Raw genomic sequence first — 23,880 nt, forward strand, 5'->3', positions numbered from 1 at the left:
ACATGCTCGGGCCGCCTCCTGAGCAGCAACCTGGATCCAGGTTGCTGAAGCCGGCTCAGCGCCCGTGCGGAATGCACCAAGACTCAGCACCTGCTCAATCAGGAGGAATGAAGTTCGGTGATTAACTTATCAAATTCCTGTTCAGACATAAAGTGTTGTTCCAGGACAACCTGTCTGATCGTCTTATTTTTGGCGTGAGCTTCCTTGGCGACCTCGGCCGCCTTGTCGTATCCTATTATGGGCACAAGAAAAGTAGCCAGGGCCAAGCTCTGTTCCACATTGGCGGCACACTTCTCCCGGTTGGCGGTAATGCCCGTTATGCATTTTCCCGACAGGAGCGCGGCAGCCGAGGTCAGCAAACGGATGGATTGCAAGAGATTGTGAGCAATCACCGGGAGCATTAGATTCAGTTCGAAGTAACCCCCCTGCCCCGCCAGGGTAATGACCGCATCATTGCCGATGATCTGTGCAGCTACCTGCATGGCGGCCTCAGGGATCACGGGATTGACTTTGCCCGGCATGATGGAGGAACCGGGCTGCAGCGATGGCAGATTGATCTCACCAAGCCCGCATCGAGGACCCGATGCCAGCCAACGAATATCGTTGGCAATCTTGCTCAGGCTCACAGCGGCAGTTTTTAGGGCGCCACTGATTTCAACCGATGCGTCCTGGGCCGCCTGCGCTTCAAAGTGGTTTACCGCCTCACGAAAAGAACAGCGAGTTTCCGCATTGATGAGATCAATGGTCGTGGCAGCAAATTGCGGATGGGCATTCAGACCGGTGCCGACCGCGGTGCCGCCCAGAGCCAATTCGGCAAGCCTTTGTTTGGTTGACTGCAAGCGGTCCGTCGCCAAGGTCACCTGGCGGCAATAGCCGCTGAACTCCTGACCCAGGGTAATCGGTACGGCATCCTGCAGATGGGTTCTCCCGATTTTGATAATATCCGAGAATTCCAAGGATTTTTCATGTAGATCCTGTCTCAGCCTGTTCAGCGCCGGGATCAGCCGATCCTGCGTTTCCAACAGTGCAGCGATGTGAATGGCCGAGGGAATGACATCATTGCTCGACTGTCCCAGATTGACATGATCGTTGGGGTGAACCGGCGAGCGGCCGCCTCTCCTGCCCGTCACAATTTCATTGGCGCGGCCTGCAATGACTTCATTGGCATTCATGTTGGTGGAAGTGCCCGATCCGGTTTGGAAGACATCCACTATAAATTGATCGTCCAATTTCCCCTCCACAACCTCCTGAGCAGCCTGGCAGATGGCCTCAGCCCGCATGCGGTCAAGCAGCTCAAGCTGCAGGTTGGCCTTCGCCGCACACTTTTTGATCAGGCCCAGAGCCATGATAAAGGGAGAAGGAAACCGGAGTCCGCTGACCGGAAAATTTTCCGCCGCCCGCTGGGTCTGCGCCCCATAGTAGGCGCTTTCAGGCACCGACACGAGTCCAAAGGAATCCTGCTCCTGTCGCATTTTCATGGGTCGAAGCCTAGTCTTTGTGGAAGGTGTCCCGGATGAGCTTTTTCGTGAGGTTGATGGATTTGGTGACGGGAATCCCTTTTGGGCAGACCCGGGTGCACTCAAAATGATTGACACAGGCGTGCGCCCCGTTGGGGTCATCCACCTGCCGCAACCGTTCCGCAACGTGTTCGTCACGTGAATCGAAAATGTAGCGATATGCCCAAACCAGGGCGGCAGGTCCAATATATTTGTTGTTGTAGTGCATCACTGGACAGGAAGCGGTACAGCAGGCGCACATGATACACCGAATGACAGCATCGACCTTTTTCCTCTCTTCCACAGTCTGAGGAATCTCTTTATCCCCACGGTGTGAAGAGATCAAGTACGGCTTGACCGCATGGATACCTTCCAGAAAGGAATCCATATCCACAATCAAATCCTTGCGCACTTTGAATACCGGCAGGGGCTCCAACACGATCTCCGGGCATTGATAGTCCTGCACCAGTTTCTGGCAGGCCAGCCCGCAAGTTCCATTGATCCTCATGCCATCCGAACCACACACTCCGTGACCGCACGACAGCCTGTAAGCGAGAGTTCCGTCCTGTTCCCATTTGATCCGATTCAAGCAGTCCAGGATGCGCTCTTCCGGTTCCGCCGCCACTTTATAATGTTTCCAATACGGGCCCTTATCGACCTGTGGATCATATCGATAAATCTTAAAATGCAGCTCCATATCAATAAGTCCTCGGTTTAGGTTCGAATCGCGTGATGGTCACCGGTTTGTAGAACACGCGAGGTCCTTGTTGCGTCATCTGGACAAGCGTGTGCTGCAGGAAGTTGTCATCGTCACGGTCGGGAAAATCCTCCCGGTAATGCGCTCCGCGACTCTCCTCTCTGGCCTTCGCCGAAACCACGACGGCTTCGGACAAGCTCAACAGGCATTCCAGTTCGAGTGCCTCCAACAGATCCGAATTGAACCTGGGACTCTTGTTGTCGATGGTCACTTGCCGGTAGCGTTCCTGCAACGATTCAATGGTGCTCAGAGCCTGCGAAAGCTCCTCCGCATTCCGGAAGGAGGCACAGTGCCTCATCATGGTCGTCTGCAACTCCTGCCTGAGCTCTCCCGCTTTTTCACCCTTCCTCCTGTCTTTCAGCTCCTGAATCTTTGCTTCCATTGCCTTGCCCGGTCCGGCGCCGGGATCATTCCAGGGCAACTCTGCCATATCCCGCTTAATCTGCATTCCCGAACGACGCCCAAAAATGACCAGATCGAGCAGTGAATTGCACCCCAGCCGATTGGCCCCGTGCACCGACAAACAGGAACATTCGCCGGCGGCAAACAAGCCCGGGATCACTTGGTGGTTTTTATCCAGCACCTGACCATCGACATTGACCGGAATGCCTCCCATCATATAATGGCAGGTTGGGTGCACCGGGATGGGCTGCTTTGCCGCATCAACCCCCAGATAAATTTTGGCAAATGAGGTGATCTCATTGAGTTTATCCGCCAAGACGTCCGCCCCGAGATGGGTCAGGTCCAGATGCACATAATCTTTGCCGTTTATTCCACGACCCTGTTTGATTTCCTCGAGGATCGCCCGGGCGACCATATCTCTTGGGGCCAAATCCTTGATGGTGGGAGCGTACTTTGCCATGAACCGCTCCCCCGTGGAATTTTTTAGTATCCCTCCTTCTCCTCGAGCCGCTTCGCTGATCAGCACTCCCAAACCATAGATGCCGGTGGGATGAAACTGAACAAATTCCATGTCCTCGAGGGGCACTCCCCGACGGTACGCGAAATAAACCCCGTCGCCGGTATTGGCAAAACAGTTGGAGGTGGTCTTGAAGATTTTGCCAAATCCGCCGGTGGCCAGCAGCACCACCCGGCTTTGGAAAAAGTGGACCGCACCGGTTGCCAGTTCATAAGCGACGAGCCCTGCCAGTTTCTTGTTCTCGAGTACCAGGTCCAACATTTGAAACTCGGGGAAAACCTTCACCCCCTGCTGCACCGCCTGTGCATACAAAGTGTCGAGAATCACGCGGCCCGTATGGTCGGAAGCATAACAGGCCCGCTTGACCGAATGTTTTCCAAAGTGGCTGGTATGGCCGCCGAAGGCACGCTGAGCTATCTTGCCCCGGGCCGTTCGATTGAAAGGCACCCCCATGTGCTCCAATTCGTAAACGGCGCGTGGAGCATCCTGGGCAAGGATTTCTGCAACGTCTTGATCGGTCAGGTAGTCACCACCCTTAACGGTGTCGTACATATGCCATTCCCAGGAATCTTCCTCTTCATTTCCCAAGGCTGCAGCAACGCCCCCCTGAGCAGCGCCGGAATGCGACCTGGTCGGGTATACCTTGCTGATCAGGGCCACTTTCCCCTGGTCGGCCATTTCAATAGCCGCTCTCAGCCCGGCCAAACCGGACCCCACAATGACAACGTCAAATTTGAAAGCCATCGGCGCGTATCCTTCCGTCGTTATTTTCTGGCTTCCGGTGGTCGATACTCGCAGCCAACGGGACCGCAATAGTCGCCCACATACTCCGCCTTGGGGCGGTACAAGGCTGGCTTGCCCTGAGCTTCGGCGAATTTTTCTTCGATAATATGGGAGCACCAGCCGGTGATTCTCGCTATGGCAAACATGGGCGTCATCAAATCGTTGGGGATGTTCAGCATGTGATACACTGAACCGCTGTAGAAGTCCACGTTCGGCTTAATGGTGGGCTTGCCTCTGGCTTCGAACTCCTTTACGGCCAATGCCTCGATTTGGGTCAAAAGTTTGAACCAACTTTCGTTGCCGGCTTTCTTCCCAAGCTTCTCAGAGGTTTGCTTCAATATGACGGCTCTCGGATCAGTGGTCTTGTAAACAGCATGCCCCATACCCATGATTCGTTCACCCTGGTCGATACGATTCCTGATCCAGCCCGCCAAATCCCGCTCTCCGGCAATGTCCTGGATCATCTTCACCACTCGCGCATTGGCGCCGCCGTGCAAACTTCCCGACAGGGCACCCACGCCCGCAGCAACACCGGCATACATATGCGCCCTGGTGGAAACCACTTCACGACAGGCAAAGGTGGAAGCGTTGAAGGTATGGTCGGCATGCAGCAGCAGGCATATATCCAGCTCCCGAGCGAATTCCGGAGCGGGCTTGTGACCGAGCAACTGCCAGAGGAAATTTTCTGCATGCGAAAGTTTGTCATCGGGCGCCACAGGCTCCAGGCCGTTTCTGATACGGTGCCAGGCAGCCACCAGAGCGGGTATGCGCGCGATGAGGCGAATCGCTTTGCGAACGTTAGCCTCCCTGGATTCATCCTCGAGCTCTTCATCCGCCATAGCCAACAGGGGAACGGAAGCCTGCAGCACATCCATGGGATCCGCTTGCGCGGGCCAACGCTTGTAGCTCTCGTTAATAAAATCAGGCAACCGCCTCGCTTTCACGAGCTCTGCGCTGAACTCCGCAAGCTGCTTCTCATCGGGCAGCGAACCATTGAGCAGCAAATACGCCGTTTCGACAAAAGATGACTTTTGAGCCAAATCCTCAATGCGAAATCCGCGGTATAATAGAATGCCCTTTTCACCGTCAATGAAGCTGATCTTGGTGTCCGCGACAGCCACTCCGCGCAGTCCGGTATTCTTAATGCGCACCTCTTCCGCCATTTTCCGTCCTCCAGTCTATTCTCGTGATATACCCTGAATTGTCACATAACCACGGCATCACGATCACCACCAAACAACAACAAGACAGCCGATACTCGAACAAACGGAGCGCTTTCTCGAACACCTTTGGGCAAGAGGTCCGGGGCCGTTCGGGTGAATCATCCCGCGCTTCTCTGGGAAATGCGGACCATTCGACACAAAGCCATCAACAGGTACGCCTCACATAATTCAAGGCTCCGCCGGCCAGCAGGTGCTGGCGCTGGCGATCGGACACTTCCAGTCGTGTTGTGATTGCCCGTCCGTCCACTTCCACTGGAATTTCGACGGCACCCTCCGCGATGCGCTTCTTCACATCCCGCAGAACGAGCTTCGAGCCTTTCTGGATGGCGTCGTAGTCTCCCTGATTTTCAAAAACCAACGGAAGAATTCCGAAATTGCACAGGTTTGCCTTGTGTATCCGGGCAAAACTCTTAGCAATCTTGACCCTCACACCCAGGTACCGAGGAGCCAGGGAAGCATGTTCCCGACTCGATCCCTGGCCATAGTTTTCTCCCCCGATAACGGCAACCGTCCCCCTTTCCTTACATTCTCTGTGAAAATTGGGGTCGATAGGGGAGAAAACAAATTCACTGATGGCCTCTATATTGGAACGTAACGGAAGGATCTTGTTGCCCGCGGGCATGATCTCATCCGTTGAAATGTTGTCTTTGACCTTCAGAACCACCTCGGCTTCCAGAGTAGCGGGAAGTTCGTCCATATCCGGGAGAGGTTTTATATTGGGACCACGAATCACCTCGGTTGTCCGCGATTGCGGCGAGGGCGCAATGAAGGAACCCTCATCGATCAGGTATTGTTCCGGATCTTTGATGCGGGGGTAGGGCATTTCCTTGCCCAGATCCCGAGGATCCGTGATAACCCCTTTCAGAGCGGCCGCAGCTACGGTCTCGGGAGAACACAGATAGACCTGGTCGCCCTTGGTTCCCGAACGGCCGGGAAAATTACGCGGCATGGTGCGTAAGCTGACTTCACCCGTACCGGGGGCCTGCCCCATACCAATGCACCCCAGGCACCCCGGCTCGTGGATGCGCGCTCCGGCCATCAGCAGTGCCATAAGGCCTCCCTGCGCGGCAACGTTTTCCAGTACCTGGCGACTGCCGGGATTGACGTGCAGACTGGTTTCCGGATGACGGTGACGCCCTTCAACAATCTTGGCCACCACCATGAGATCTCGGAAAGAAGAATTCACACTGCTGCCGACGATCACCTGGTGCGCCTTAATGCCGGCAACTTCTCTCACCGGAACCACATTTCCCGGCGATGAAGGGCACGCAATGAGAGGCTGCAGGGTCGACAGGTCAATTTCAGTGTACTCGTCGTATTGCGCACCCTCGTCGGCCGCCAGAGGGATCCACGAAGCGGCGCGCCCTTGAGCTTTCAAGTAGGCCCTGGTGTTGTCGTCGGAAGGGAAAATAGAGCTGGTGGCCCCCAACTCGGTGCCCATATTGCCGATGGTCTCACGATCCGTAGCGGAGAGGCTCCTGACACCCGGCCCGTAATATTCCACCACTTTCCCAACGCATCCTTTGACATCGTAGCGACGCAGCATTTCCAGGATGACGTCCTTCGCGCTGACCCAGTCGGGAAGCTCGCCCGTGAGCCGAACACCCAGCACTTTGGGGCATGGCATGTAATAGGGATGCCCTGCCATGGCCATGGCAATATCGAGGCCTCCCGCCCCGATACCCAACATCGAAATACCTGCCGCACCCGGCGTGTGGCTGTCGGCGCCAAGAATGATTTTGCCGGGCACTCCGAAGCGCTCCATATGTACCTGGTGAGACACACCATTGCCTGCCGGGCTGAAATAAATGCCGTAACGCGCAGCCGCCGTTTGCAGGTACTTGTGATCATCCGCATTCTTGAAATCGGTCTGGAGGATATTGTGGTCAACATACTGTGCTGCAAGCTCAACCTTAACTGAATCCAGGCCAAGCGTTTCAAATTCGAGCATCGCCATGGTTCCCGTCGCATCCTGCAACAGTGTATGATCTATCTTTATACCGATCTCCTGACCAGCCACCAGTTCACCTTCCACCAAATGGGCTTGCAGGATCTTGCACGTGAGATTCTTAGCCAAATAAACCCCCTTCTCATCTGGTCCTTTGTCAAAGTCCTTCCGCGTCCTGCCGGCCATTGCCGGAATCCAAGCTTCTCGGGCCTTTCTGAACTCTTGCCGCCGTGGCCGGCTGCATTTCGACCGGGCAACCGATTGTTTGAGTTTTGCAGGACGCTCGCTTGTATGCAACCCTTAACGGCTATTTAATTTTGAGCTGGTTTGAACGTAAGATCTTTGCGGGAAACTGTCAATCAGGTTGTGGGCTTTTGGGCGGGTTTGGCGGTAACCTGAAGCACCCATTCGACCGGCACTGGCACTTGCCGTGGCGTGATTGAAATGCCGGGCGGTGCGCGTCGTACCACGCCGGCCCCTGGGTACAGGGTATTTTCGTTGACGCAGAGCCAGCGGCGTGCTACATTTTTCTAAAATAACAGCACTTTCTGACATTTGACCCAGACAACAGACACGGAGGTGGATCATGGCTGTTCGCGTACTGATAGAAAGAGAGATTGAACCGGGTCATGAGTTGCAGCTCCATCAATTGCTTCTGCAATTGCGAGCCAAGGCAATGCAGGTGAAAGGCTACATATCGGGGGAGACCCTTCGGGCTCTGGAAGATCCCAACAAGTTCCTGGTCATCAGCACGTGGAGCAGTTTGGATGAATGGAAAAACTGGGAAAGCAATTCAGACCGAAAGCGCATTGAGGAGCAAATCAGCAGACTCTTGCGTGCCCCGGAGAAAACAGCCATCTACAGCTATATTTAACCTGACTATGGCGATTCTCATTGAAGGCCGCCCGTCGGCGCTGCGTCCCTCTGGAAGGTTGAGAGTGGGAGCCGTGCTCAATCGGCACCGCGCTGTACGGAATACACCCCTTTTTCCGCCCGCAGGGCTGACAGTACCCTGTGCAGGTGCCCGGTATCTCGCACTTCGATTTTCATGCGGCATACACTGGATCCGGCGCTCTCGGATTCCACATGGACATCCACAACACTGGCGTCAAGCTGCCCCAGGACTCCGCTCAAAGCCGCCAGCATGCCTTTATTATTTAAATATGCCACCTTGATATCCACCGGATACACATTGTCCTCCCCGGAATCCCACTGCACCTCTATTTTTCGTTCCGGTTCGATGTCTTCAATGTTCTTGCACGATTCTCTGTGAACGGTAATTCCCCTTCCGCGCGTGATGAATCCCACAATGGGCTCCCCGGGAATTGGATTGCAGCATTTAGCCATGCGCATGAGCACGTCATCCACTCCGCGAACGCGGACCCCCTCATCGCTTCTGCTCGGCTTGCGTTTTTCGATGGGGATCGTCTCTTCTTTGGCTGGCTGTTCTTCGACGAGGGCAACGGGCATTTTGCCGAAAACCTGAGCCGCGGAAACTTTGTAGTACCCGACGCTCGCCAGTAGATCGTCTATGCTACGCAGGGAAAAACTCTTGGCCACTTCCTGCAGTTCCAGGGAATTGATGTAATTGTTAAAGCTCAGTCCCCTCTTACGGAATTCCTTCTCACAAAGCTCCCTTCCAACGGCGATGCTGTTCTCCCGTTCCTGGGCTTTAATCCAATGGCGAATACGGTTGCGCGCCTTGGTCGACTTGATGAACTTCAACCAATCTTTACTGGGATGATGATTGGCCGCAGTCAAAATTTCAATGGTGTCGCCATTTTGCAGCTCATAGCGCAAAGGCACCAGTTTGCCGTTGACTCTTGCCCCGACACAGCGATGGCCCACTTCGCTGTGCACTTCATAGGCGAAGTCGACGGGCGTTGACCCTTTGGGGAGGGCCTTCACTTCCCCCTGCGGAGTGAATACATAGACCTCGTCCGGATACAGGTTGACCTTGACGGCTTCAAAGATCCCTTTAGGGTCGCGCCATTCCCGGTTCCATTCGAGCAGCTCACGCAGCCATGAAAATCGGCGGGTCTCTTCCTCCGTCTGACCTGCAGTCGGTTTCCCCTCCTTGTAAAGCCAGTGAGCGGCAATGCCTTCGTTGGCCACCATGTCCATTTCCTCGGTTCGAATCTGGACCTCCATCCGCTCTCCATAGGGACCGATGACCGTTGTGTGCAGCGATTGATACATGTTGGCTTTAGGCTTAACAATGTAGTCCTTGTAACGCCCCTCGACCGGCTCCCAAACCGAATGCACGATACCGAGAGTCTCATAGCAGGACTTAATCGAGTCAACGATGATGCGGAAAGCGATGACATCATAGACTTTCTGCAGATCCAGATTTTGCCGCATCATTTTTTGGTAAATGCTGTATAAGTGCTTGGATCGACCACTGATACGTCCCGTCAAGTTATTTTCGCGAAGCTTCGCCAGGATGATCTGCTTGACTTCTTCCACATAGCGCTTACGGTCCTCTTCGGTCTTGGCAAGGCCCTGAAAGATCTCCCGGTAGGCGTCCGGATAAAGGCATTGGAAGCTCAGGTCTTCCAGTTCCTGCTTCATCCAGTCGATGCCCAGTCGCGCGGCGAGCGGGGCATAGATGTGCAGGGTCTCTTCAGCCAGCACCTCCTGCATCATCGAGGGGTGTCGCCTGAAGCCGCGCATTTCCTGAAGTCGATCGGCCAACTTGACCAGCACAACGCGGATGTCCTCCGACATGGTGAGGACCATTTTGCGCATGTATTCCGCTTGCCGCTCTTCCCGCTGGCTGAAGTCGAGCTGACCCAGCTTGGTCACTCCCTCAACGATTCGAGCCGTTGATGGGCCGAAGCCTTCCTCCAAATCACGCGCAGTGAGGAGCTTTTCTTCCAGGCAATCGTGCAACAGTCCAGCCGCAATGCTGGCCTCATCCAGGCGCATCCCTGCGAGAATGCTCGCTACCTCCAGCGGGTGGTTTAAATAGGGTTCACCCTTGAGCCGGACTTGCCCTTTGTGAAATTTGGCGGCAAAAACATATGCCTTTTCGATAAAGGATATATCGGCTTTGGGATAATAGCTGAGTATTTGATCGATGATCTCGAAGAATCGCACTGAATCTATTTCCGCAATAAGGAATCAACTTCTTGATGGCATAGGATGCTGCCGCAAATCTTCGTGCGGATGCCCGAATCAACTTCTTCCGGCTTAATCTATAATCACCTCTCCAGTGATCTCCTGGACTTCCATCAGCAGCCTTTGAAGCAGCTCTTCCTCCGCTACGGTTTGCGTGCGTACCCCTTTTTTAAACAAAATCCCTTTGCCGCGCCCTCCAGCAATACCGACATCGGCCTCGCGCGCCTCACCCGGTCCGTTCACCACACATCCCATAATGGCCACTTTCAACGGGCTGCGCACCTTTCTGAGTAACCGCTCCGCCTTCTCGACCAGCGGAATCAAATCCAATTCAGTCCTTCCGCAGGTGGGACAGCTGATCAATTCTACTCCTCTCCGGCGCAACTTCAAAGCTCTGAGGATACTGTAAGCTACAGGAATTTCATCTTCCGGAGGGCGCGTTAAGGAGACTCGAATGGTGTCCCCGATGCCTTGATAGAGCAGCACGCCGATGCCGAGGGACGACTTGATGGCACCGTCAACCAGAGTTCCGGCTTCCGTAACGCCCAGGTGCAGCGGATAGTCGACTCGATCGGCCAGCAATTGATAGGCCCGAATAGTGTCCAACACGTCGGATGACTTGAGCGAAACCTTGATCAGGTCAAATCCTTCATCCTCCAACATCCTGATGTGTCGCAGTGCACTTTCCACCATAGCCTCAGGACTCGGGCGACCGTATCTGGACAGTAATTCTTTTTCCACCGAACCGCTGTTGACGCCGATGCGAATGGGTACCTGCCTTTCCAGGGCGCTCTTAACCACCTTGGCCACACTTTGTCCACCGCCGATATTGCCCGGGTTTAACCGCAGGCCATCCACCCCGGCTGCTAGAGCTCCCAGTGCCAGACGATGATCGAAATGGATGTCGGCAATGAGCGGAATGTCAATGGCCTGTTTGATTCTGGAGAGCTGCTGGACGGCCTGCTGGTCCAACACTGCAACCCGCACCATTTCACACCCCACCTCCTGCAGGCGAATGATCTGCGCTACTGTGGCCTGCCAATCCCGGGTATCGGTGTTGGTCATGGACTGCACCACCACCGGCGCTCCTCCGCCGATGGGGACATTGCCCAGGTGAATCTGTTTCGTTACACGTGTTTGATTAACGGCGATCAAATGGTCTCCTTGAAATTCCTGTAGAAAAGATCATGCATGATGTCGCGCCTTCCGTTGACGAACTGCGCAGAAATATTTCGGACGAAGCACAACAAACGGGTTGCTTAACCTCCCACAAGATGATGCAGAAGCAGGGTTGAGAGACCCAAGAATATGAAAAATCCACCGGTATCCGTGGCCATGGTGACAAAAATGCTCGATCCCAGCGCCGGATCCAACTTGAGTTTGCGCAGAGCTATCGGCACCATGGACCCAACCAGTCCGGCAATGATGAGATTTGACGTCATGGCCATCCACAAGATCACCGAAAGCCACAGATTTTTATGCCAGTAATAGGCGATAGCCGCCAGCACCAGTCCACAAATAAGCCCACTGAACAACCCTACTCCAACCTGTTTCAACAACACCGGCCAGTTCCCCTCAACTTTGATCTCTCCCAGTGCCAAGGCCCTCACCACCACCGTCAATGACTGCGTCCCCGCGTTACCGCCGATACCCGCCACAATGGGCATCAAGGACGCCAATACTACGAAGCTGCTGATGGTTTCGGAAAAAAGGCTGACCGTGTAGGAAGCCACCAGAGCGGTGCATAAGTTGACCAGTAACCAGGGAACACGCAGTTTAACCGAACGGGGCAAAGGGGAAAAAACCTTTTCATCGGTGTCCAGGTTTGCCAGCAGATACATGTCTTCGGTCGCTTCCTCGTTCATGATGTCAAAGACATCATCGTAGGTGATGATACCGATCAGGCGGTCATCGGCGTCCACCACGGGCATGGCGAGAAAATCGTAGTGAGACATCTCTTTGGCCACATCCTCGATATCCTCATCGAAACGTACGGAAATCACGTTGCGATTCATGATGTCTCTCACCTGGATGTCGGGGCGGGCCATGATCAGATCCCGCAGTGACACAAAACCGATCAACCGACGGGCCTGATCCACTACATAAACATAGTAGATGGTCTCCTTCGTCGTCGCCTGAAAACGGAGCTGATCCAACGCGGCCCGTATGGTGGCATCCGGCCGGAGCAATGCATAGTCGGTCGTCATGTACGCGCCGGCACTGTCCTCCGGATAGGTAATGAGCTTGAGGATATTCTGCCTCTCGGCTTTGATAATGAGCGCCAGGAGCTTTTCCTGGGTCTTCTCATCAAGCTCTTCGACCAGATCAGCACGATCGTCCGGGCTCATCAAACTGATGAGCTCCGCCACGGTCGATCGAGGCAGCTGCAGCAGGGTCTCCTTTTGGATTTCGAAGGGCACAAATTCGAACACGGTCAACGCGTCAGCAACTCCGACCAGTTCTATAAATTTGGCTACCTCTTGGGGGCTGAGACCCGCCAGGAGCTCCGCCGAATCAGCCGGATGAAGGTCAGTAAAAATCTGCAATAGAGCATCCCGATCTCCCAGCGTAATCCACTCACGCAGTCGATTAATCTCGTACCTTTCAGCCATCGATATGCTCCCAAAGCAATACGCTCCCAACCCTGTCGATCCAGCAAATGTCCTTCTTCTATCAGATCGCCTCAACCATTTCAATGCAATGGACTTTATGTTTTCCCGGGATGTTGCTAACCTGCGAGATGCAAAGGCACAGGCAGAACTGCCTCAGGAAATCGAAAAAAAACTGGAAAACAGGCAGAATGGGTCGTTACTCGGCTGCAACCATCAAAGGAAAGAGGTCACCATATGGAATACAAGGATGTCTATGAGAAGCTTGCAGATCATTTGAATCGTCTACCGGCCGGTTTTCCGCGCACTGCTTCGGGAGTGGAAATGCGCATTTTGCGTCGTCTGTTCACACCGCAGGAAGCCGCTCTGGCCGTTTTCCTGTCCATGAAGCCGGAAGCCCCTGAGGACATCGCATCCCGGACGGCCAAAACGGCCGAGCACGTCGCCGGGCTACTCGAGGAAATGGCCCGCAAGGGACTCATTTTCAGGCTTCGCAAGGGCTCTGAAACCAGGTATATGGCCGCTCAGTTCGTGATCGGCATCTGGGAATACCATGTGAATGACCTCGATGCAGAACTGATCAGGGATATGAATGAATACATCCCCCATTTCTTTGATCAAGCCTATCATGTGCGCACTCCGCAACTGCGCACCATTCCTATTCCCGCCGCCATAGCCGTCGAGCAGACAGTCATGCCCTATGAAGCGGCGCGGCAAATCATCAGGGACCAGGACAAAATCGTGGTCGCCCCCTGTATCTGCCGCAAAGAGCATCAGATGGCCGGAAACGGCTGCGACAAGCCCCTGGAGAGCTGTCTGGTGTTTGGGGCGGGTGCCGCTTACTATGAAGAAAACCAATTGGGCCGCCCCATCGATCACGACGAAGCCCTGCGCATTCTGCAGCGCGCTGAGCAGGCGGGCTTGGTGCTGCAACCATCCAATGCCCAGAAAGCCGTGAATATCTGCACCTGTTGCGGCTGCTGCTGTCAGATACTGAAGAATCTCAAGAGATTGCCCAGACCGGCCGAATTCGTTGCAAGCAACTTCTTCGCCGTGGTCAATGCGGAACGCTGTGCGGGCTGTGAAACCTGCCTGGAACGTTGCCAAATGGATGCCATTTCGATGCAGCAGGGCAGCGCCGTAATCAGCCGGGAAAGATGCATCGGGTGTGGCCTCTGTGTACCCACTTGTCCGGACACCGCAATAAAGCTCGTGGAAAAACCTGAGGATATGCGCCGCGAACCCCCGCGACATGTAATGGAGACCTACACGCGCATTGCCAGGGAACGCCTGGCAAAACTGCAAGAAACATCCGGCACCCAATGAGGACCGTGACGATTTTTGTTCGATACCGTTGAAGGCCTTGGGAAACACGCGCTCCCTGCCCGTCGGCCGGTTGCGGGCAGGAGCTAATTGGGATAAACGTTTCCGGTCTCGATGATGCACCAGCCGTTGCGCGTTTTACCCAGCAGAAAATTGAGCTGCCAGCCCACTCTGCAGTGATCGGTGATATCCTTGGGGACTTTTACTTCGACCATCTCCGTAGTGGCAGTTCCCGAAAGGATCAATACTCCCGGCTGGATCTCTTCCACGGTGAAATAATCATCCAGTTCCGAGGTCCAATAGCGCGGCGCGTGGTTCTGCGCGTAATCATACAGGAGTCGCGCCAGCCGCTCCGCCGCAGGCAGTTCCCGCGCGGCTTCGGCGGCGATCCGGGTGCCTTTGACGGCCTGTTCTCTGTCGATGAGGTGAGATTCCTCCAGCCATTTTATAAATTTTTTGGTGACGGTGCCGGCCGCCTGCAGCAGCGCTTCGGACGCCATAACCTTACGAATCATAAAGTAATTCAAAAAATTGGAAAGTGACGGTAAAATCTTGTCCGGGCCAAAGATGACACAAAATTCCAAGTTCTTGTGGAAATACAGTTTCTCATATAGGGCCACGTCCGAAGAATTATCCAGTTCATGGTACCCATAGCCATTCAAGCAATGTCGAAGTAGATCGATCACTTCTTCATAGTGGCGATATGTCCGGGGCTTCAACCGCCTCTGTTGGTCCCTTAGAAATCGTGCGAAAACATCCTCAAGATTGGGCGTAGCTATCGTCGGGAAATTCAGCACATTGCTTCTGCTTTTCATCTTTCATCACCTGCGCGGTTCTTCTAAAAAAATTTAAGACCCCTTATATCCGGCTTCCGCATTGCGGGCAATAGCGAAATGCTGGGTCGAGCGAAGCGCCGCATGCACGACACCGAGCAGCGTGGGGCAGCACGCCGGGCGACTCGCGCGATTGATCCGCGGAAACAGCCGCGCCACAGCGCTCGCACATGAGAACCGGGTCTCCTCTCTTTACACGAATCAGGGGTATGAAAAATAGGCTGATATAATGGTCCGTTCTTTTCAAGCGGGCCTGAGCCAAACCACAAACGGGGCAAAGTCCGGGAGTTTCATCAAGAATAACGGTCTTGGGCTGAACTCCGCCAATAAAAAAGAACATCGCTCAATCCTCACCTGGCGTCCTGCGAAATTAAAAAAATCTTAGCATAATCCTGAAACATTGGCTACGATCGGTAGTGCAGTAAGTGCCTGTCACGAAATAAACTTTACACTCTTTCTTGCCATGATATACTGCTGTCATGGAGAAAGAACTGATCAAAAAACGATTTGAATTTCTGGCTCCACTGCTCAACGAGAGGCAGCTGCGACTCTACGTGGCTGCCGAGGCGCTGGTTCTTGGCCGTGGAGGCATCTCCGTGACGTCTCAAGCGACAGGGATCTCGCGGCCAACGATCACTATGGGGTGCAAAGAGCTTCTTGATGAAACGACAAAGGAGGCTTCTGCGAAGTCCTCTGCGGTGCGTGTGCGCAAGAAAGGCGGAGGACGAAAGCGTACCATCGAAGTTGACGAGACACTTCGAAGTGACTTGGAAGGACTCATTGAACCCGTCACAAGAGGAGATCCCGAATCGCCATTGCGATGGACGGCTAAGAGTGTGCGTAATCTTTCCGATGAATTGAAGAAAATGGGACATAAGACCAGTCACCGGATGGTTGCCGAGCTCCTTCCCGCGATGGACTATAGTCTGCAGGCGAACCGAAAGACCGCTGAAGGAGGCAAGCATCCGGACCGGAATGCCCAGTTTGAGCACATTCACGGGAAGGTCAAGGAGTTTCAGTCTTGTAACCAGCCTGTTATTTCGGTGGACACAAAGAAGAAGGAACGTGTGGGTGACTTCAAGAACGGTGGACGGGAGCTCCGACCAAAGGGCAACCCGGAAAAAGTCCGCGTCTACGATTTTGAGATCCCCGAACTTGGAAAAGTGGCCCCCTACGGGATTTACGACCAGACCCGCAATACCGGATGGGTCAATGTCGGAACCGACCATGACACTGCAACGTTTGCCGTGGAAAGCATCCGCAAGTGGTGGATTACCATGGGACGGGAAGCTTATCCGAAGGCGGCTCGCCTTCTGATTACCGCTGATGGTGGCGGCAGCAACGGGGCGAGAGTTCGACTCTGGAAGATCGAGTTGCAGAAGTTCGCCAACGAAACTGGTCTTGTCATATCGGTTTGCCATTTCCCACCGGGCACCAGCAAGTGGAACAAGATCGAGCATCGACTCTTTTCCTTCATCAGTCAGAATTGGCGGGGTAAACCTCTTGTGAGTCATGAAGTGATCGTCAACCTCATTGCTTCAACGAAGACCCGCACAGGCCTGACAGTCAAGTGCGAGCTCGATACCAATAAGTATCCCAAAGGAATTAAGGTTTCGGACAAGGAGTTGCGCCAGGTCAACATCGTCCGTGACGAATTCCATGGCGAGTGGAACTATGCTATACGCCCACAATCCGCATAAACTGTAAATGTTATTTTGTGACACGCACTAAATGCAGGAGGAGACCCCCGTGAACCGCAATTTGCAAAACTTTTGCCGACGTTGCCGGGTAGTCTATGACGGTGAACCGCGGATGCTTGCATCTCCATCCCGCGCCTGGATCATCCACGATGTGGAGGGGAAAAAATGGGTGGCAAAAGAGCAAACGCCCCGCGATCAAACCGTCCAACTGCTCAAGAACTTTGCACTGCTGCACCCCTGCTTTCACTATCCACAGCCCGTATCGGAAGATAGCGAAGAATTCTACCTGTACCCGTACCTGGAGGGAGAGAGGCTGGCCGATAGGCCATTCGAGGACGCCGCCACCATTGAACGGGTCACCGAACTAACCGCGAGACTCCAGGCGCTTTTTCGCTCACTTGTCCTGGTTCCGTTTTACCAGGAAACCTTAAAATCCAAAGTATCAATGATGGATGTGGCCGGTGGGCTGAATCGTTTTGCTCTGGAAAGAGTGCAAAGAATGGACGATCAGCAAAAATCTACACGCCACAAAGAAATGGCGCAATCCTATCAGTGGGCTGAAAAACGGCTGGAAACCTGTGTCAGGCAGCTTGGAACGCGACCTTTGTGGTCTGGAGCCGCACTGGAGGCTTTCCGAAATAAAATGCGCAGCAAGTTCTGCATCCATATGCCGATCACAGGAAATAATCTATCCCATGCGGCACTCACCCCGGAACATCTGGTACTATGCCCCGACCACAATTTCGCCATAGTCGGCTGGCACATTCAGCCCCGACCGCGCTTCTATATGTTCTACACCTACCTGGCATGGAGCTTCACGCATTCCAGGCGGGAGGATGCGAAACCTTTCTATCGAGGCTATCTGGCGGAAAACAGCAGCAAGGCATTCTTCCAGGAGCACCACCTGGTTTTTGCCTTCTGCTTGCTGGAGCAGACGGTCTCCATGCTGGAGAAGCGCACCATGAGCCAATACGGCCGGTGCCGTGGACCAGAACACAACGCAGCAGAGCTGTTCAACGAGTGCCTCGAGAAGCTCTCTGGTTGACAGTAGGAGACGCGAATATTTCCGTACCTCAACTGCGGATATGAGGGTCTTTCAGTATTCCCCGGGTATACTGATAGGCTCAGGCAGTGCCTTGAAAATTGAAAATGCCGGGGACGGCTCCTCCCTCCGCTGCGGGGTGAGAATACACGGCTATCTCATCGATGATCGGTGAATCCCATGGGTTTAAGCCGGCAGGATTGACACCAATCAGCGTCCCACTGCCCCATGCTGAATCTTTGACGCGAACGAAGCCGGGCAGGAGCCAAAAGCCTAGTGGCTGCGCCCCACATACTGCTCGCGCATCGCCCTTTTATTGAGCTTGCCGACGCTGGTCTTGGCCAGGCTGTCAACGAAGACGGTCTTATCGGGAACTCCCCACTTGGAAATGACCCCTTTTGCAACGTAACCCATAAAAAACTTCCTGATGTCGTCGTCGGTTACTTTGCCGCGATAGTCTTCCTTCAAAACCACCAGAGCCAGCGGGCGCTCTCCCCATTTTTCATCGGGCACTGCAATGACGGCCGCTTCGCTGACCGCTTCATGCTGGGTGAGGATGTCTTCCAGCTCCAACGAGGAAATCCATTCACCCCCGGTTTTGATCACGTCTTTAATGCGGTCGGTCACCTGCAAATATCCTTCGCTGTCGATATATCCGATGTCGGAAGTATGCAGCCAGCCGTCCACCCAAAGGTCTTCCGATTTTTCCGGTTCTTTGAAATAGCCCTGAGTGAGCCAGGGAGATCGCACCACCACTTCCCCGGTGCTCACCCCATCGTGCGGCAGACTCTTTCCCTGGGGATCTGCCACCTGTAGATCCACCAGAGGAATAGGCGCTCCGGTACGGCACCGCACCGTGATCTGTACGTCCGGCTCCCAGTCGAACATGTGCGGCTTCAATTTACCCAAGGTCAAAATTGGGCAGGTTTCCGACATGCCGTAGCCGGTAAACACATTGATGCCCTTTTCCAGAGCCCTCCTGCACAAGGCCCTGGATAGCGCCGAGCCGCCAATGATAAGGGTCCACTTGGAAAGGTCAACCGTTTGAGCCGAGGGACTGTTGAGCAGCATATGCAAAATGGTCGGAACACAGTGCGAAAAGGTGACCTTTTCCGTAGCTACCAGCTTGAGGATGGTCTCGGGCTCATAGCGACCGGGATAAACCTGCTTGGCACCTATCAGGGTGGCGGCATAGGGCAATCCCCAGGCGTGCACGTGAAACATCGGGGTCAGCGGCATGTAGACATCGGTGGAATCAAATGACGCCTGGGACTTGAAGCTGCCCAGAGCGGTCAACACTCCAAGCGTGTGCAGCACCAGCTGACGGTGACTGAAGTACACCCCCTTGGGAGCGCCCGTGGTGCCTGTCGTATAGAAGGTGGTTGCTTTGGTGTTCTCGTCGAAATCCGCAAACTCAAATTCCGCTGGAGAGTTGCCAAGCAGCGTCTCATATTCGCCGACGGTTTCAAGGCTGGTATCCGGGGCCGGCAGCGTGTCCGACATGACAATGATTTTCTTAACCGTCCTGAGTTCACCCCGGATCCCCTCCAGAACAGAGAGAAAATCAGAATGGACCAGAATAACATCGTCTTCTGCATGGTTGATGGTATAGGCAATCTGCTCGGGTGACAGCCTGATGTTCACCATATGCAGAATGGCGCCCATCATGGGAATGGCGAAAAAACACTCGAGATACCTGTGGCTGTCCCAGTCCATTACACCTATGGTATCCCCCGGCCGCACGCCCTGCGCCTGCAACGCGTTGGACAGCTGCCCGATGCGTTTATTCAAGGTCACATAATCGTAGCGCTTGAGGTCTCGATAGACGATTTCCTGATGTGGCGAGTAGATCAGAGGCGTCCTCAAGAGTTGTTTGATGATCAGCTGATAATTGTACGCTGACGGAGTCCTGTCGATCAATTCTTCCGGCATAACCTTTCCCTCCCAGATTGAAGTACTGCCCCTCTGCGACTAATCTCTTGCCACTATGGTTGTCATGCCCATGCCGCCTCCGACACAAAGCGTTGCAAGACCGAGCTCGAGATTGCGTCGCGCCATTTCAAAAACCAATGAAACGACAATGCGCAGCCCTGTGCATCCCACGGGATGGCCCAGGCCTATGCCACTGCCGTTGACGTTGGTGATGGACCGGTCCAGACCGAGACCCCGTTCACAGGCAAGATACTGAGCGGCGAAAGCTTCATTGACCTCGATCAGCTCAATATCCTTGAGCTTCATCCCAGCCTTCTGCAAGGCTTTCTCCGTGGCCGGCACCGGCCCATACCCCATGAGGTGGGGTTCCACCCCTGCGACGGCGTGCGTCACAATGCGGGCCAGCGGAGTCAGACCGAGCTCCCGAGCTTTGCTGCGCGTCATTAGAACGGCGGCGGCGGCGGCATCATTCAATCCGGAAGAATTTCCCGCAGTCACGGTGCCGTCTTTCTTGAAGACCGGTTTGAGCTTTGCCAGATCATCCATGGTCAAGCCGAAGCGGGGGTGCTCATCCTGCTCGAACACCGTCTTCTGTCCCTTTTTTCCAGCGATTTCAAAGGGCACTGTCTCATCCTTGAACCGCCCCGAGTTGATCGCAGCTTCGGCTTTGTTGTGACTTTCCAGCGCCACCTGGTCCTGGTCGGCACGGGAGATGCCGTATTTTTCGGCGAGGTTTTCCGCCGTGACTCCCATGATCATAGGGTCCCCCAGCAGGCGGCTCCCCGAATGCAACATCTCCCATACCGCATCGGTAATTTCGTGATTCATCAAACGCATCCCCCAGCGCGCGTTGGCCAGATAATACGGCGCAGAGCTCATGGACTCAACCCCGACCACAAGCACGATGGCGGAATCTCCGCAGCGGATTTGTTGAACCCCTGAATTGAGCGCCTGCATGGACGATGAACATTGCCGCTGAACCGTAAAGGCCGGCACATGGTCGGGGATGTTCGCCATCAGGGCTGCCGTCCGTGCCGTGTTGGCTTCATCGAAGCACTGCACACAATCCCCGGCAATGATGTCACTGATGGTATTTGCGTCCAGGTTGTTGGCCCGCCGCAGCGCCTCTTTCATCACATGGGCGGCCAGCTGCGATGCTCGGACGTCTTTGAGCGCCCCGCCAAATTTGCCAATGGCAGTCCGCGCCGCCGCAACCATGACGACATCGTTGTCTCTACTCACGTCTGTTTCTCCCGTAGACTGGGTTGCACAGGCAAGTCCCCTGCAACTGTCCATTTATAAGGTTTTGGCAATGACCATGCGCTGGATTTCATTGGTGCCTTCGTAAATTTGAGTGATCTTGGCATCGCGCATCATCCGCTCAACCGGGTATTCCTTAATATAGCCATAGCCCCCAAGCACCTGCACGGCCTCGGTAGTCACCCACATGGCCACATCTCCACACACACACTTGGACATGGAGCTCATGCGAATGATCTCCGGACTGATGCGACTCAGATCCTTGGGAAGTTGCTGCATCATGGCGCAGGTTTTATACAGCAGCTGCCGGGCCGCCTCTGTGCGCATGGCCATGTCCGCCAGCTTGAAGCCGATTCCCTGGTGTTCGATGATCGCTTTGCCGAAGCTCTCCCGCTCCTTGGCATAGGCGATCGCATATTCCAAGGCTCCGGCAGCGATGCCCAGGGCCTGAGCTGCAACGCCGGGGCGCGAGAAATCGAGGGTTTTCATCATCACATGGAAGCCGTCCCCTTCCTGGCCCAGCATGTTTTCAGCCGGAACCCGGCAGTCTTCAAAAACAAGCTCCACGGTATCCGACCAGCGAATTCCCATTTTGTTTTCTTTCTTGCCCACGGTAAAACCCGGCGTGCCTTTCTCCACGACGAACACTGCCGCATTCTTGTGGGTCGGTTTTTCCGGGTCAGTGACCGCATAGACCGTTACGATGTCCGCCACCCCTCCATTGGTGATAAAATTCTTGGTCCCGTTGAGGATATAGGAATCGCCGTCCTTTTTGGCCCGACAGCGCAACCTGGCCACATCGGAGCCGGCGGCCGGCTCGGTCAAGGCAAAGGCGGCCAGATGTTCCCCACTGGCAAGTTGCGGCAAGAATCGCTTTCTCTGCTCCTCATTGGCCGCGAGCAAAATGGGCAGGGAACCCAGTTCGTGATCGGCCACCAGAAGACCACAGGCGGCATCGACCTTGGACAGCTCTTCGACAGTGATGGCAAGCGCCAGCAACCCTGCACCGGATCCCCCGTATGCCTCAGGGAAGTCAATCCCGTAGAGGCCGTTTTCTCTCATCAATTCAACCATTTCCCAATCGAATTCGGCGTCTTCATCGCGCTTGCCCGCACCCGGCGCCACCTTTTCTTTGGCCAACCGACGCACCATATTCTGCAACAGTATTTGTTCCTCCGTCAGATCGTACTGCATGGTCTTCTCCCTTTTCCTACGATTTCAATTCTTTCAAAAAAATGCTTTGCCCACATTTCAGCATGTCCTGTCCCTCAGCTATCCCCTGCCGCTTTGCGCTTCCTTCCCCCTGCAGCGACGATACTTTGAATCTACCGGGTATAATCGTAAAATCCTTTACCGCTCTTACGCCCCAGGTAACCCGCCCGCACCATCTTTCGCAGAAGCGGCGCCGGACGGTATTTGTCTTCACCCAATTCCTTGTGCAACCCGTCCAGCACGTGCAGCAGCGTATCGAGGCCGACCATATCCGCCAGAGCCAGCGGGCCGATCGGGTGGTTGGCACCCAGGACCATGGCCCGGTCGATGTCCTCCGCAGAAGCGATCTTTTCGGAATAGACGAAGATGGCTTCATTGATCATCGGGCAAAGGATCCGGTTGACGGCAAAACCCGGGGCTTCCAGCACTTCGATGGGAGTCTTGCCAATTTTCTCGGTAAATACCTTCGCGGCGGCAAAGGTGACGCCAGAGGTCAGAAAGCCCCTGGTGAGTTCTACCAGCTGCATGATCGGAACCGGATTGAAGAAGTGCATGCCGATCACCTTATCCGGCCGTCCGGTGACCGACGCCATCTCCGTGATGGAAAGGCCCGATGTGTTGGAAGCGAGGATGGTATCGGATCCGCACAAACCATCCAGCTCCTTGAAGACATCCTTCTTCAGGTCCATGATTTCAATGACGGCTTCGACAACCAGGTCGGCGCCGCTCACCGCCTCCTTCATGTCGACGGTTCCCTGGATACGGCCCATTACGGCATCGACCGCGGGGCCTTCCATCCTGCCCTTGGAAACGGCCCGGTCCAGATTCTTCCTGATGGTGTTCAGGCCCTTCTCGACAAAACGCTCTTCAATGTCCCGCATGGTCACAGAAAAACCAACCTCCGCCGCAACCTGGGCAATACCCGCCCCCATGATGCCGGCTCCAAGTACACACACCTTTTTGATTTCCATTGGCACCTCCTGTTTTCGTGCTGAAATGAAATCCCCCGAAATTTAGACCAGACAACGGGGAACAACTCACTCCTGTAATGCAACACGCCTTCTACCAATCCGCCATCAACTCGAGTAGGCCGTCAGCGAGCCCATCAATGGATTCTTCCTGCTCGCGCAACAAACCCTGAACGGCAATCCCCTGTACCGCCCCCACAAAAGCGATGGCGGCTGCTCGTGGGTTATGCACTTTGGGATGGTTCGCGAGCAGCCGGGCAAATGCATTGACGAAAACCTCATAGGTCTGCTTCAGGCGCATTTCCATGGGCTGATTGCTGCCGGCGAATTCCGTTGCCAGAGCCGCCAGACAGATGGTGGCTTCGGGGTTGCGTTTAAAATGGTCGCACATGATGACCAGAATGTGTTGCACGGCTTTGCTGGACCCGCTTTCCACCTGTTCAGCGAAATCCGAATAGACTTTCATGCCGCGCGCCAACCAGTCGACCACGGTTTCGAGCAGCATTTCTTTGGACGCGAAGTGATGGAAGATGGCTCCCGAGGTCAACTGGATGGCCTGCGCCAAATCCGCGATGGTGGTCTTGTGATATCCCTGGCGGGCGAACAGTCTGACCGCCGCTTTGAGGATTCGGCTTCGGGTCTGTTTGGCTTGCGCCTCTTTGGTTGCATTGTGTCTTGTGGCCATGGCGGAAACCATATTACATACTATGTGCTATGTCAAAACAAAATTTTCGCCCCCGAAACCATCCCGCCAA

The 23,880-nt window shown here is 54.6% G+C and carries 19 protein-coding genes; 4 read left to right on the forward strand and 15 right to left on the reverse strand.

The genetic code is table 11. The annotated features are described in order from the left end of the window. Window positions 1-98 precede the first annotated feature (98 nt). From K1V27_RS04160 to K1V27_RS04180, 5 genes are all read right to left on the reverse strand, one after another. A complete protein-coding gene (locus K1V27_RS04160) occupies window positions 99-1,478 on the reverse strand; it encodes a class II fumarate hydratase (RefSeq protein WP_258928271.1) in 1,380 nt (459 codons plus the stop codon). Between the two features lie 10 nt (window positions 1,479-1,488). Then, on the reverse strand, window positions 1,489-2,193 hold the full coding sequence (locus K1V27_RS04165; RefSeq protein WP_258928272.1) for a succinate dehydrogenase/fumarate reductase iron-sulfur subunit: 705 nt from the start codon (window positions 2,191-2,193) through the stop codon (window positions 1,489-1,491). Window position 2,194: 1 nt separating this feature from the next. Then, a complete protein-coding gene (gene sdhA / locus K1V27_RS04170) occupies window positions 2,195-3,916 on the reverse strand; it encodes a succinate dehydrogenase flavoprotein subunit (protein ID WP_258928273.1) in 1,722 nt (573 codons plus the stop codon). A 20-nt stretch (window positions 3,917-3,936) separates the two neighbouring features. Next, window positions 3,937-5,118 (reverse strand): citrate synthase, encoded by a 1,182-nt coding sequence (locus K1V27_RS04175; RefSeq protein WP_258928274.1) that lies wholly within the window; start codon window positions 5,116-5,118, stop codon window positions 3,937-3,939. A gap of 205 nt (window positions 5,119-5,323) precedes the next feature. After that, window positions 5,324-7,255 (reverse strand): aconitate hydratase, encoded by a 1,932-nt coding sequence (locus K1V27_RS04180; RefSeq protein WP_258928275.1) that lies wholly within the window; start codon window positions 7,253-7,255, stop codon window positions 5,324-5,326. A gap of 457 nt (window positions 7,256-7,712) precedes the next feature. On the opposite strand from K1V27_RS04180, the gene K1V27_RS04185 reads away from it, so the two are divergent. Beyond that, window positions 7,713-8,000 (forward strand): antibiotic biosynthesis monooxygenase family protein, encoded by a 288-nt coding sequence (locus tag K1V27_RS04185; RefSeq protein WP_258928276.1) that lies wholly within the window; start codon window positions 7,713-7,715, stop codon window positions 7,998-8,000. A 77-nt stretch (window positions 8,001-8,077) separates the two neighbouring features. On the opposite strand, the gene K1V27_RS04190 is transcribed toward K1V27_RS04185, so the two are convergent. From K1V27_RS04190 to mgtE, 3 genes are all read right to left on the reverse strand, one after another. After that, window positions 8,078-10,225, reverse strand: a complete 2,148-nt coding sequence (locus K1V27_RS04190) for a RelA/SpoT family protein (protein ID WP_258928277.1) — start codon at window positions 10,223-10,225, stop codon at window positions 8,078-8,080. A 93-nt stretch (window positions 10,226-10,318) separates the two neighbouring features. Next, on the reverse strand, window positions 10,319-11,401 hold the full coding sequence (ispG, locus tag K1V27_RS04195; protein ID WP_258928278.1) for a flavodoxin-dependent (E)-4-hydroxy-3-methylbut-2-enyl-diphosphate synthase: 1,083 nt from the start codon (window positions 11,399-11,401) through the stop codon (window positions 10,319-10,321). A gap of 104 nt (window positions 11,402-11,505) precedes the next feature. Continuing rightward, window positions 11,506-12,858 carry a magnesium transporter gene (mgtE, locus tag K1V27_RS04200; RefSeq protein ID WP_258928279.1) on the reverse strand — a complete coding sequence of 451 codons (1,353 nt, stop codon included), beginning with the start codon at window positions 12,856-12,858 and terminating at the stop codon, window positions 11,506-11,508. 234 nt (window positions 12,859-13,092) lie between these two features. Here mgtE and K1V27_RS04205 point away from each other — a divergent pair, with 234 nt between their 5' ends. Next, a complete protein-coding gene (locus K1V27_RS04205; RefSeq protein ID WP_258928280.1) occupies window positions 13,093-14,181 on the forward strand; it encodes a 4Fe-4S dicluster-binding protein in 1,089 nt (362 codons plus the stop codon). An 83-nt stretch (window positions 14,182-14,264) separates the two neighbouring features. Here K1V27_RS04205 and K1V27_RS04210 read toward each other — a convergent pair whose 3' ends face one another. Together K1V27_RS04210 and K1V27_RS22725 are read right to left on the reverse strand one after the other, a co-directional pair. Further along, entirely contained in the window at window positions 14,265-14,993 is a 729-nt protein-coding gene (locus K1V27_RS04210; protein ID WP_258928281.1) for a hypothetical protein, read from the reverse strand. 43 nt (window positions 14,994-15,036) lie between these two features. Continuing rightward, a complete protein-coding gene (locus tag K1V27_RS22725; RefSeq protein WP_353740515.1) occupies window positions 15,037-15,351 on the reverse strand; it encodes a zinc ribbon domain-containing protein in 315 nt (104 codons plus the stop codon). Between the two features lie 139 nt (window positions 15,352-15,490). On the opposite strand from K1V27_RS22725, the gene K1V27_RS04215 reads away from it, so the two are divergent. Both K1V27_RS04215 and K1V27_RS04220 read left to right on the forward strand, forming a co-directional pair. Further along, on the forward strand, window positions 15,491-16,711 hold the full coding sequence (locus K1V27_RS04215; protein ID WP_258928282.1) for an ISAzo13 family transposase: 1,221 nt from the start codon (window positions 15,491-15,493) through the stop codon (window positions 16,709-16,711). A 49-nt stretch (window positions 16,712-16,760) separates the two neighbouring features. Further along, window positions 16,761-17,756, forward strand: coding sequence for a hypothetical protein (locus K1V27_RS04220; protein ID WP_258928283.1), 996 nt, complete (start codon window positions 16,761-16,763; stop codon window positions 17,754-17,756). A gap of 270 nt (window positions 17,757-18,026) precedes the next feature. Here K1V27_RS04220 and K1V27_RS04225 read toward each other — a convergent pair whose 3' ends face one another. The 5 genes from K1V27_RS04225 to K1V27_RS04245 all read right to left on the reverse strand — a co-directional run bounded on the left by K1V27_RS04225 (window position 18,027) and on the right by K1V27_RS04245 (window position 23,810). Beyond that, a complete protein-coding gene (locus K1V27_RS04225) occupies window positions 18,027-19,685 on the reverse strand; it encodes a fatty acid--CoA ligase (protein ID WP_258928284.1) in 1,659 nt (552 codons plus the stop codon). Between the two features lie 39 nt (window positions 19,686-19,724). Beyond that, on the reverse strand, window positions 19,725-20,903 hold the full coding sequence (locus K1V27_RS04230) for a thiolase family protein (protein WP_353740526.1): 1,179 nt from the start codon (window positions 20,901-20,903) through the stop codon (window positions 19,725-19,727). Window positions 20,904-20,981: 78 nt separating this feature from the next. Next, the gene (locus K1V27_RS04235) at window positions 20,982-22,139 is read right to left on the reverse strand and encodes an acyl-CoA dehydrogenase family protein (protein ID WP_258928286.1); all 1,158 of its coding nucleotides are present in this window, start codon (window positions 22,137-22,139) and stop codon (window positions 20,982-20,984) included. Window positions 22,140-22,270: 131 nt separating this feature from the next. Continuing rightward, window positions 22,271-23,128, reverse strand: a complete 858-nt coding sequence (locus K1V27_RS04240) for a 3-hydroxybutyryl-CoA dehydrogenase (protein WP_258928287.1) — start codon at window positions 23,126-23,128, stop codon at window positions 22,271-22,273. 91 nt (window positions 23,129-23,219) lie between these two features. Continuing rightward, window positions 23,220-23,810 (reverse strand): TetR/AcrR family transcriptional regulator, encoded by a 591-nt coding sequence (locus K1V27_RS04245; RefSeq protein WP_258928288.1) that lies wholly within the window; start codon window positions 23,808-23,810, stop codon window positions 23,220-23,222. Window positions 23,811-23,880 lie beyond the last annotated feature (70 nt).

The organism is Desulfoferrobacter suflitae (genome assembly GCF_022603395.1).
Taxonomy (GTDB): domain Bacteria; phylum Desulfobacterota; class Syntrophobacteria; order Syntrophobacterales; family Syntrophobacteraceae; genus Desulfoferrobacter; species Desulfoferrobacter suflitae.

What these genes read in the sequence shown, in the direction of transcription:
- K1V27_RS04160 (WP_258928271.1), bottom strand. Translation starts at nt 1,478, where the DNA reads ATGAAAATGCGACAGGAGCAGGATTCCTTTGGACTCGTGTCGGTGCCT.
- K1V27_RS04240 (WP_258928287.1), bottom strand. Translation starts at nt 23,128, where the DNA reads ATGGAAATCAAAAAGGTGTGTGTACTTGGAGCCGGCATCATGGGGGCG.
- K1V27_RS04230 (WP_353740526.1), bottom strand. Translation starts at nt 20,903, where the DNA reads ATGGTTGCGGCGGCGCGGACTGCCATTGGCAAATTTGGCGGGGCGCTC.
- K1V27_RS04165 (WP_258928272.1), bottom strand. Translation starts at nt 2,193, where the DNA reads ATGGAGCTGCATTTTAAGATTTATCGATATGATCCACAGGTCGATAAG.
- K1V27_RS04245 (WP_258928288.1), bottom strand. Translation starts at nt 23,810, where the DNA reads ATGGCCACAAGACACAATGCAACCAAAGAGGCGCAAGCCAAACAGACC.
- K1V27_RS04185 (WP_258928276.1), top strand. Translation starts at nt 7,713, where the DNA reads ATGGCTGTTCGCGTACTGATAGAAAGAGAGATTGAACCGGGTCATGAG.
- K1V27_RS04225 (WP_258928284.1), bottom strand. Translation starts at nt 19,685, where the DNA reads ATGCCGGAAGAATTGATCGACAGGACTCCGTCAGCGTACAATTATCAG.
- K1V27_RS04235 (WP_258928286.1), bottom strand. Translation starts at nt 22,139, where the DNA reads ATGCAGTACGATCTGACGGAGGAACAAATACTGTTGCAGAATATGGTG.
- K1V27_RS04210 (WP_258928281.1), bottom strand. Translation starts at nt 14,993, where the DNA reads ATGAAAAGCAGAAGCAATGTGCTGAATTTCCCGACGATAGCTACGCCC.
- K1V27_RS22725 (WP_353740515.1), bottom strand. Translation starts at nt 15,351, where the DNA reads ATGTTCTTTTTTATTGGCGGAGTTCAGCCCAAGACCGTTATTCTTGAT.
- K1V27_RS04215 (WP_258928282.1), top strand. Translation starts at nt 15,491, where the DNA reads ATGGAGAAAGAACTGATCAAAAAACGATTTGAATTTCTGGCTCCACTG.
- K1V27_RS04175 (WP_258928274.1), bottom strand. Translation starts at nt 5,118, where the DNA reads ATGGCGGAAGAGGTGCGCATTAAGAATACCGGACTGCGCGGAGTGGCT.
- sdhA (WP_258928273.1), bottom strand. Translation starts at nt 3,916, where the DNA reads ATGGCTTTCAAATTTGACGTTGTCATTGTGGGGTCCGGTTTGGCCGGG.
- mgtE (WP_258928279.1), bottom strand. Translation starts at nt 12,858, where the DNA reads ATGGCTGAAAGGTACGAGATTAATCGACTGCGTGAGTGGATTACGCTG.
- K1V27_RS04205 (WP_258928280.1), top strand. Translation starts at nt 13,093, where the DNA reads ATGGAATACAAGGATGTCTATGAGAAGCTTGCAGATCATTTGAATCGT.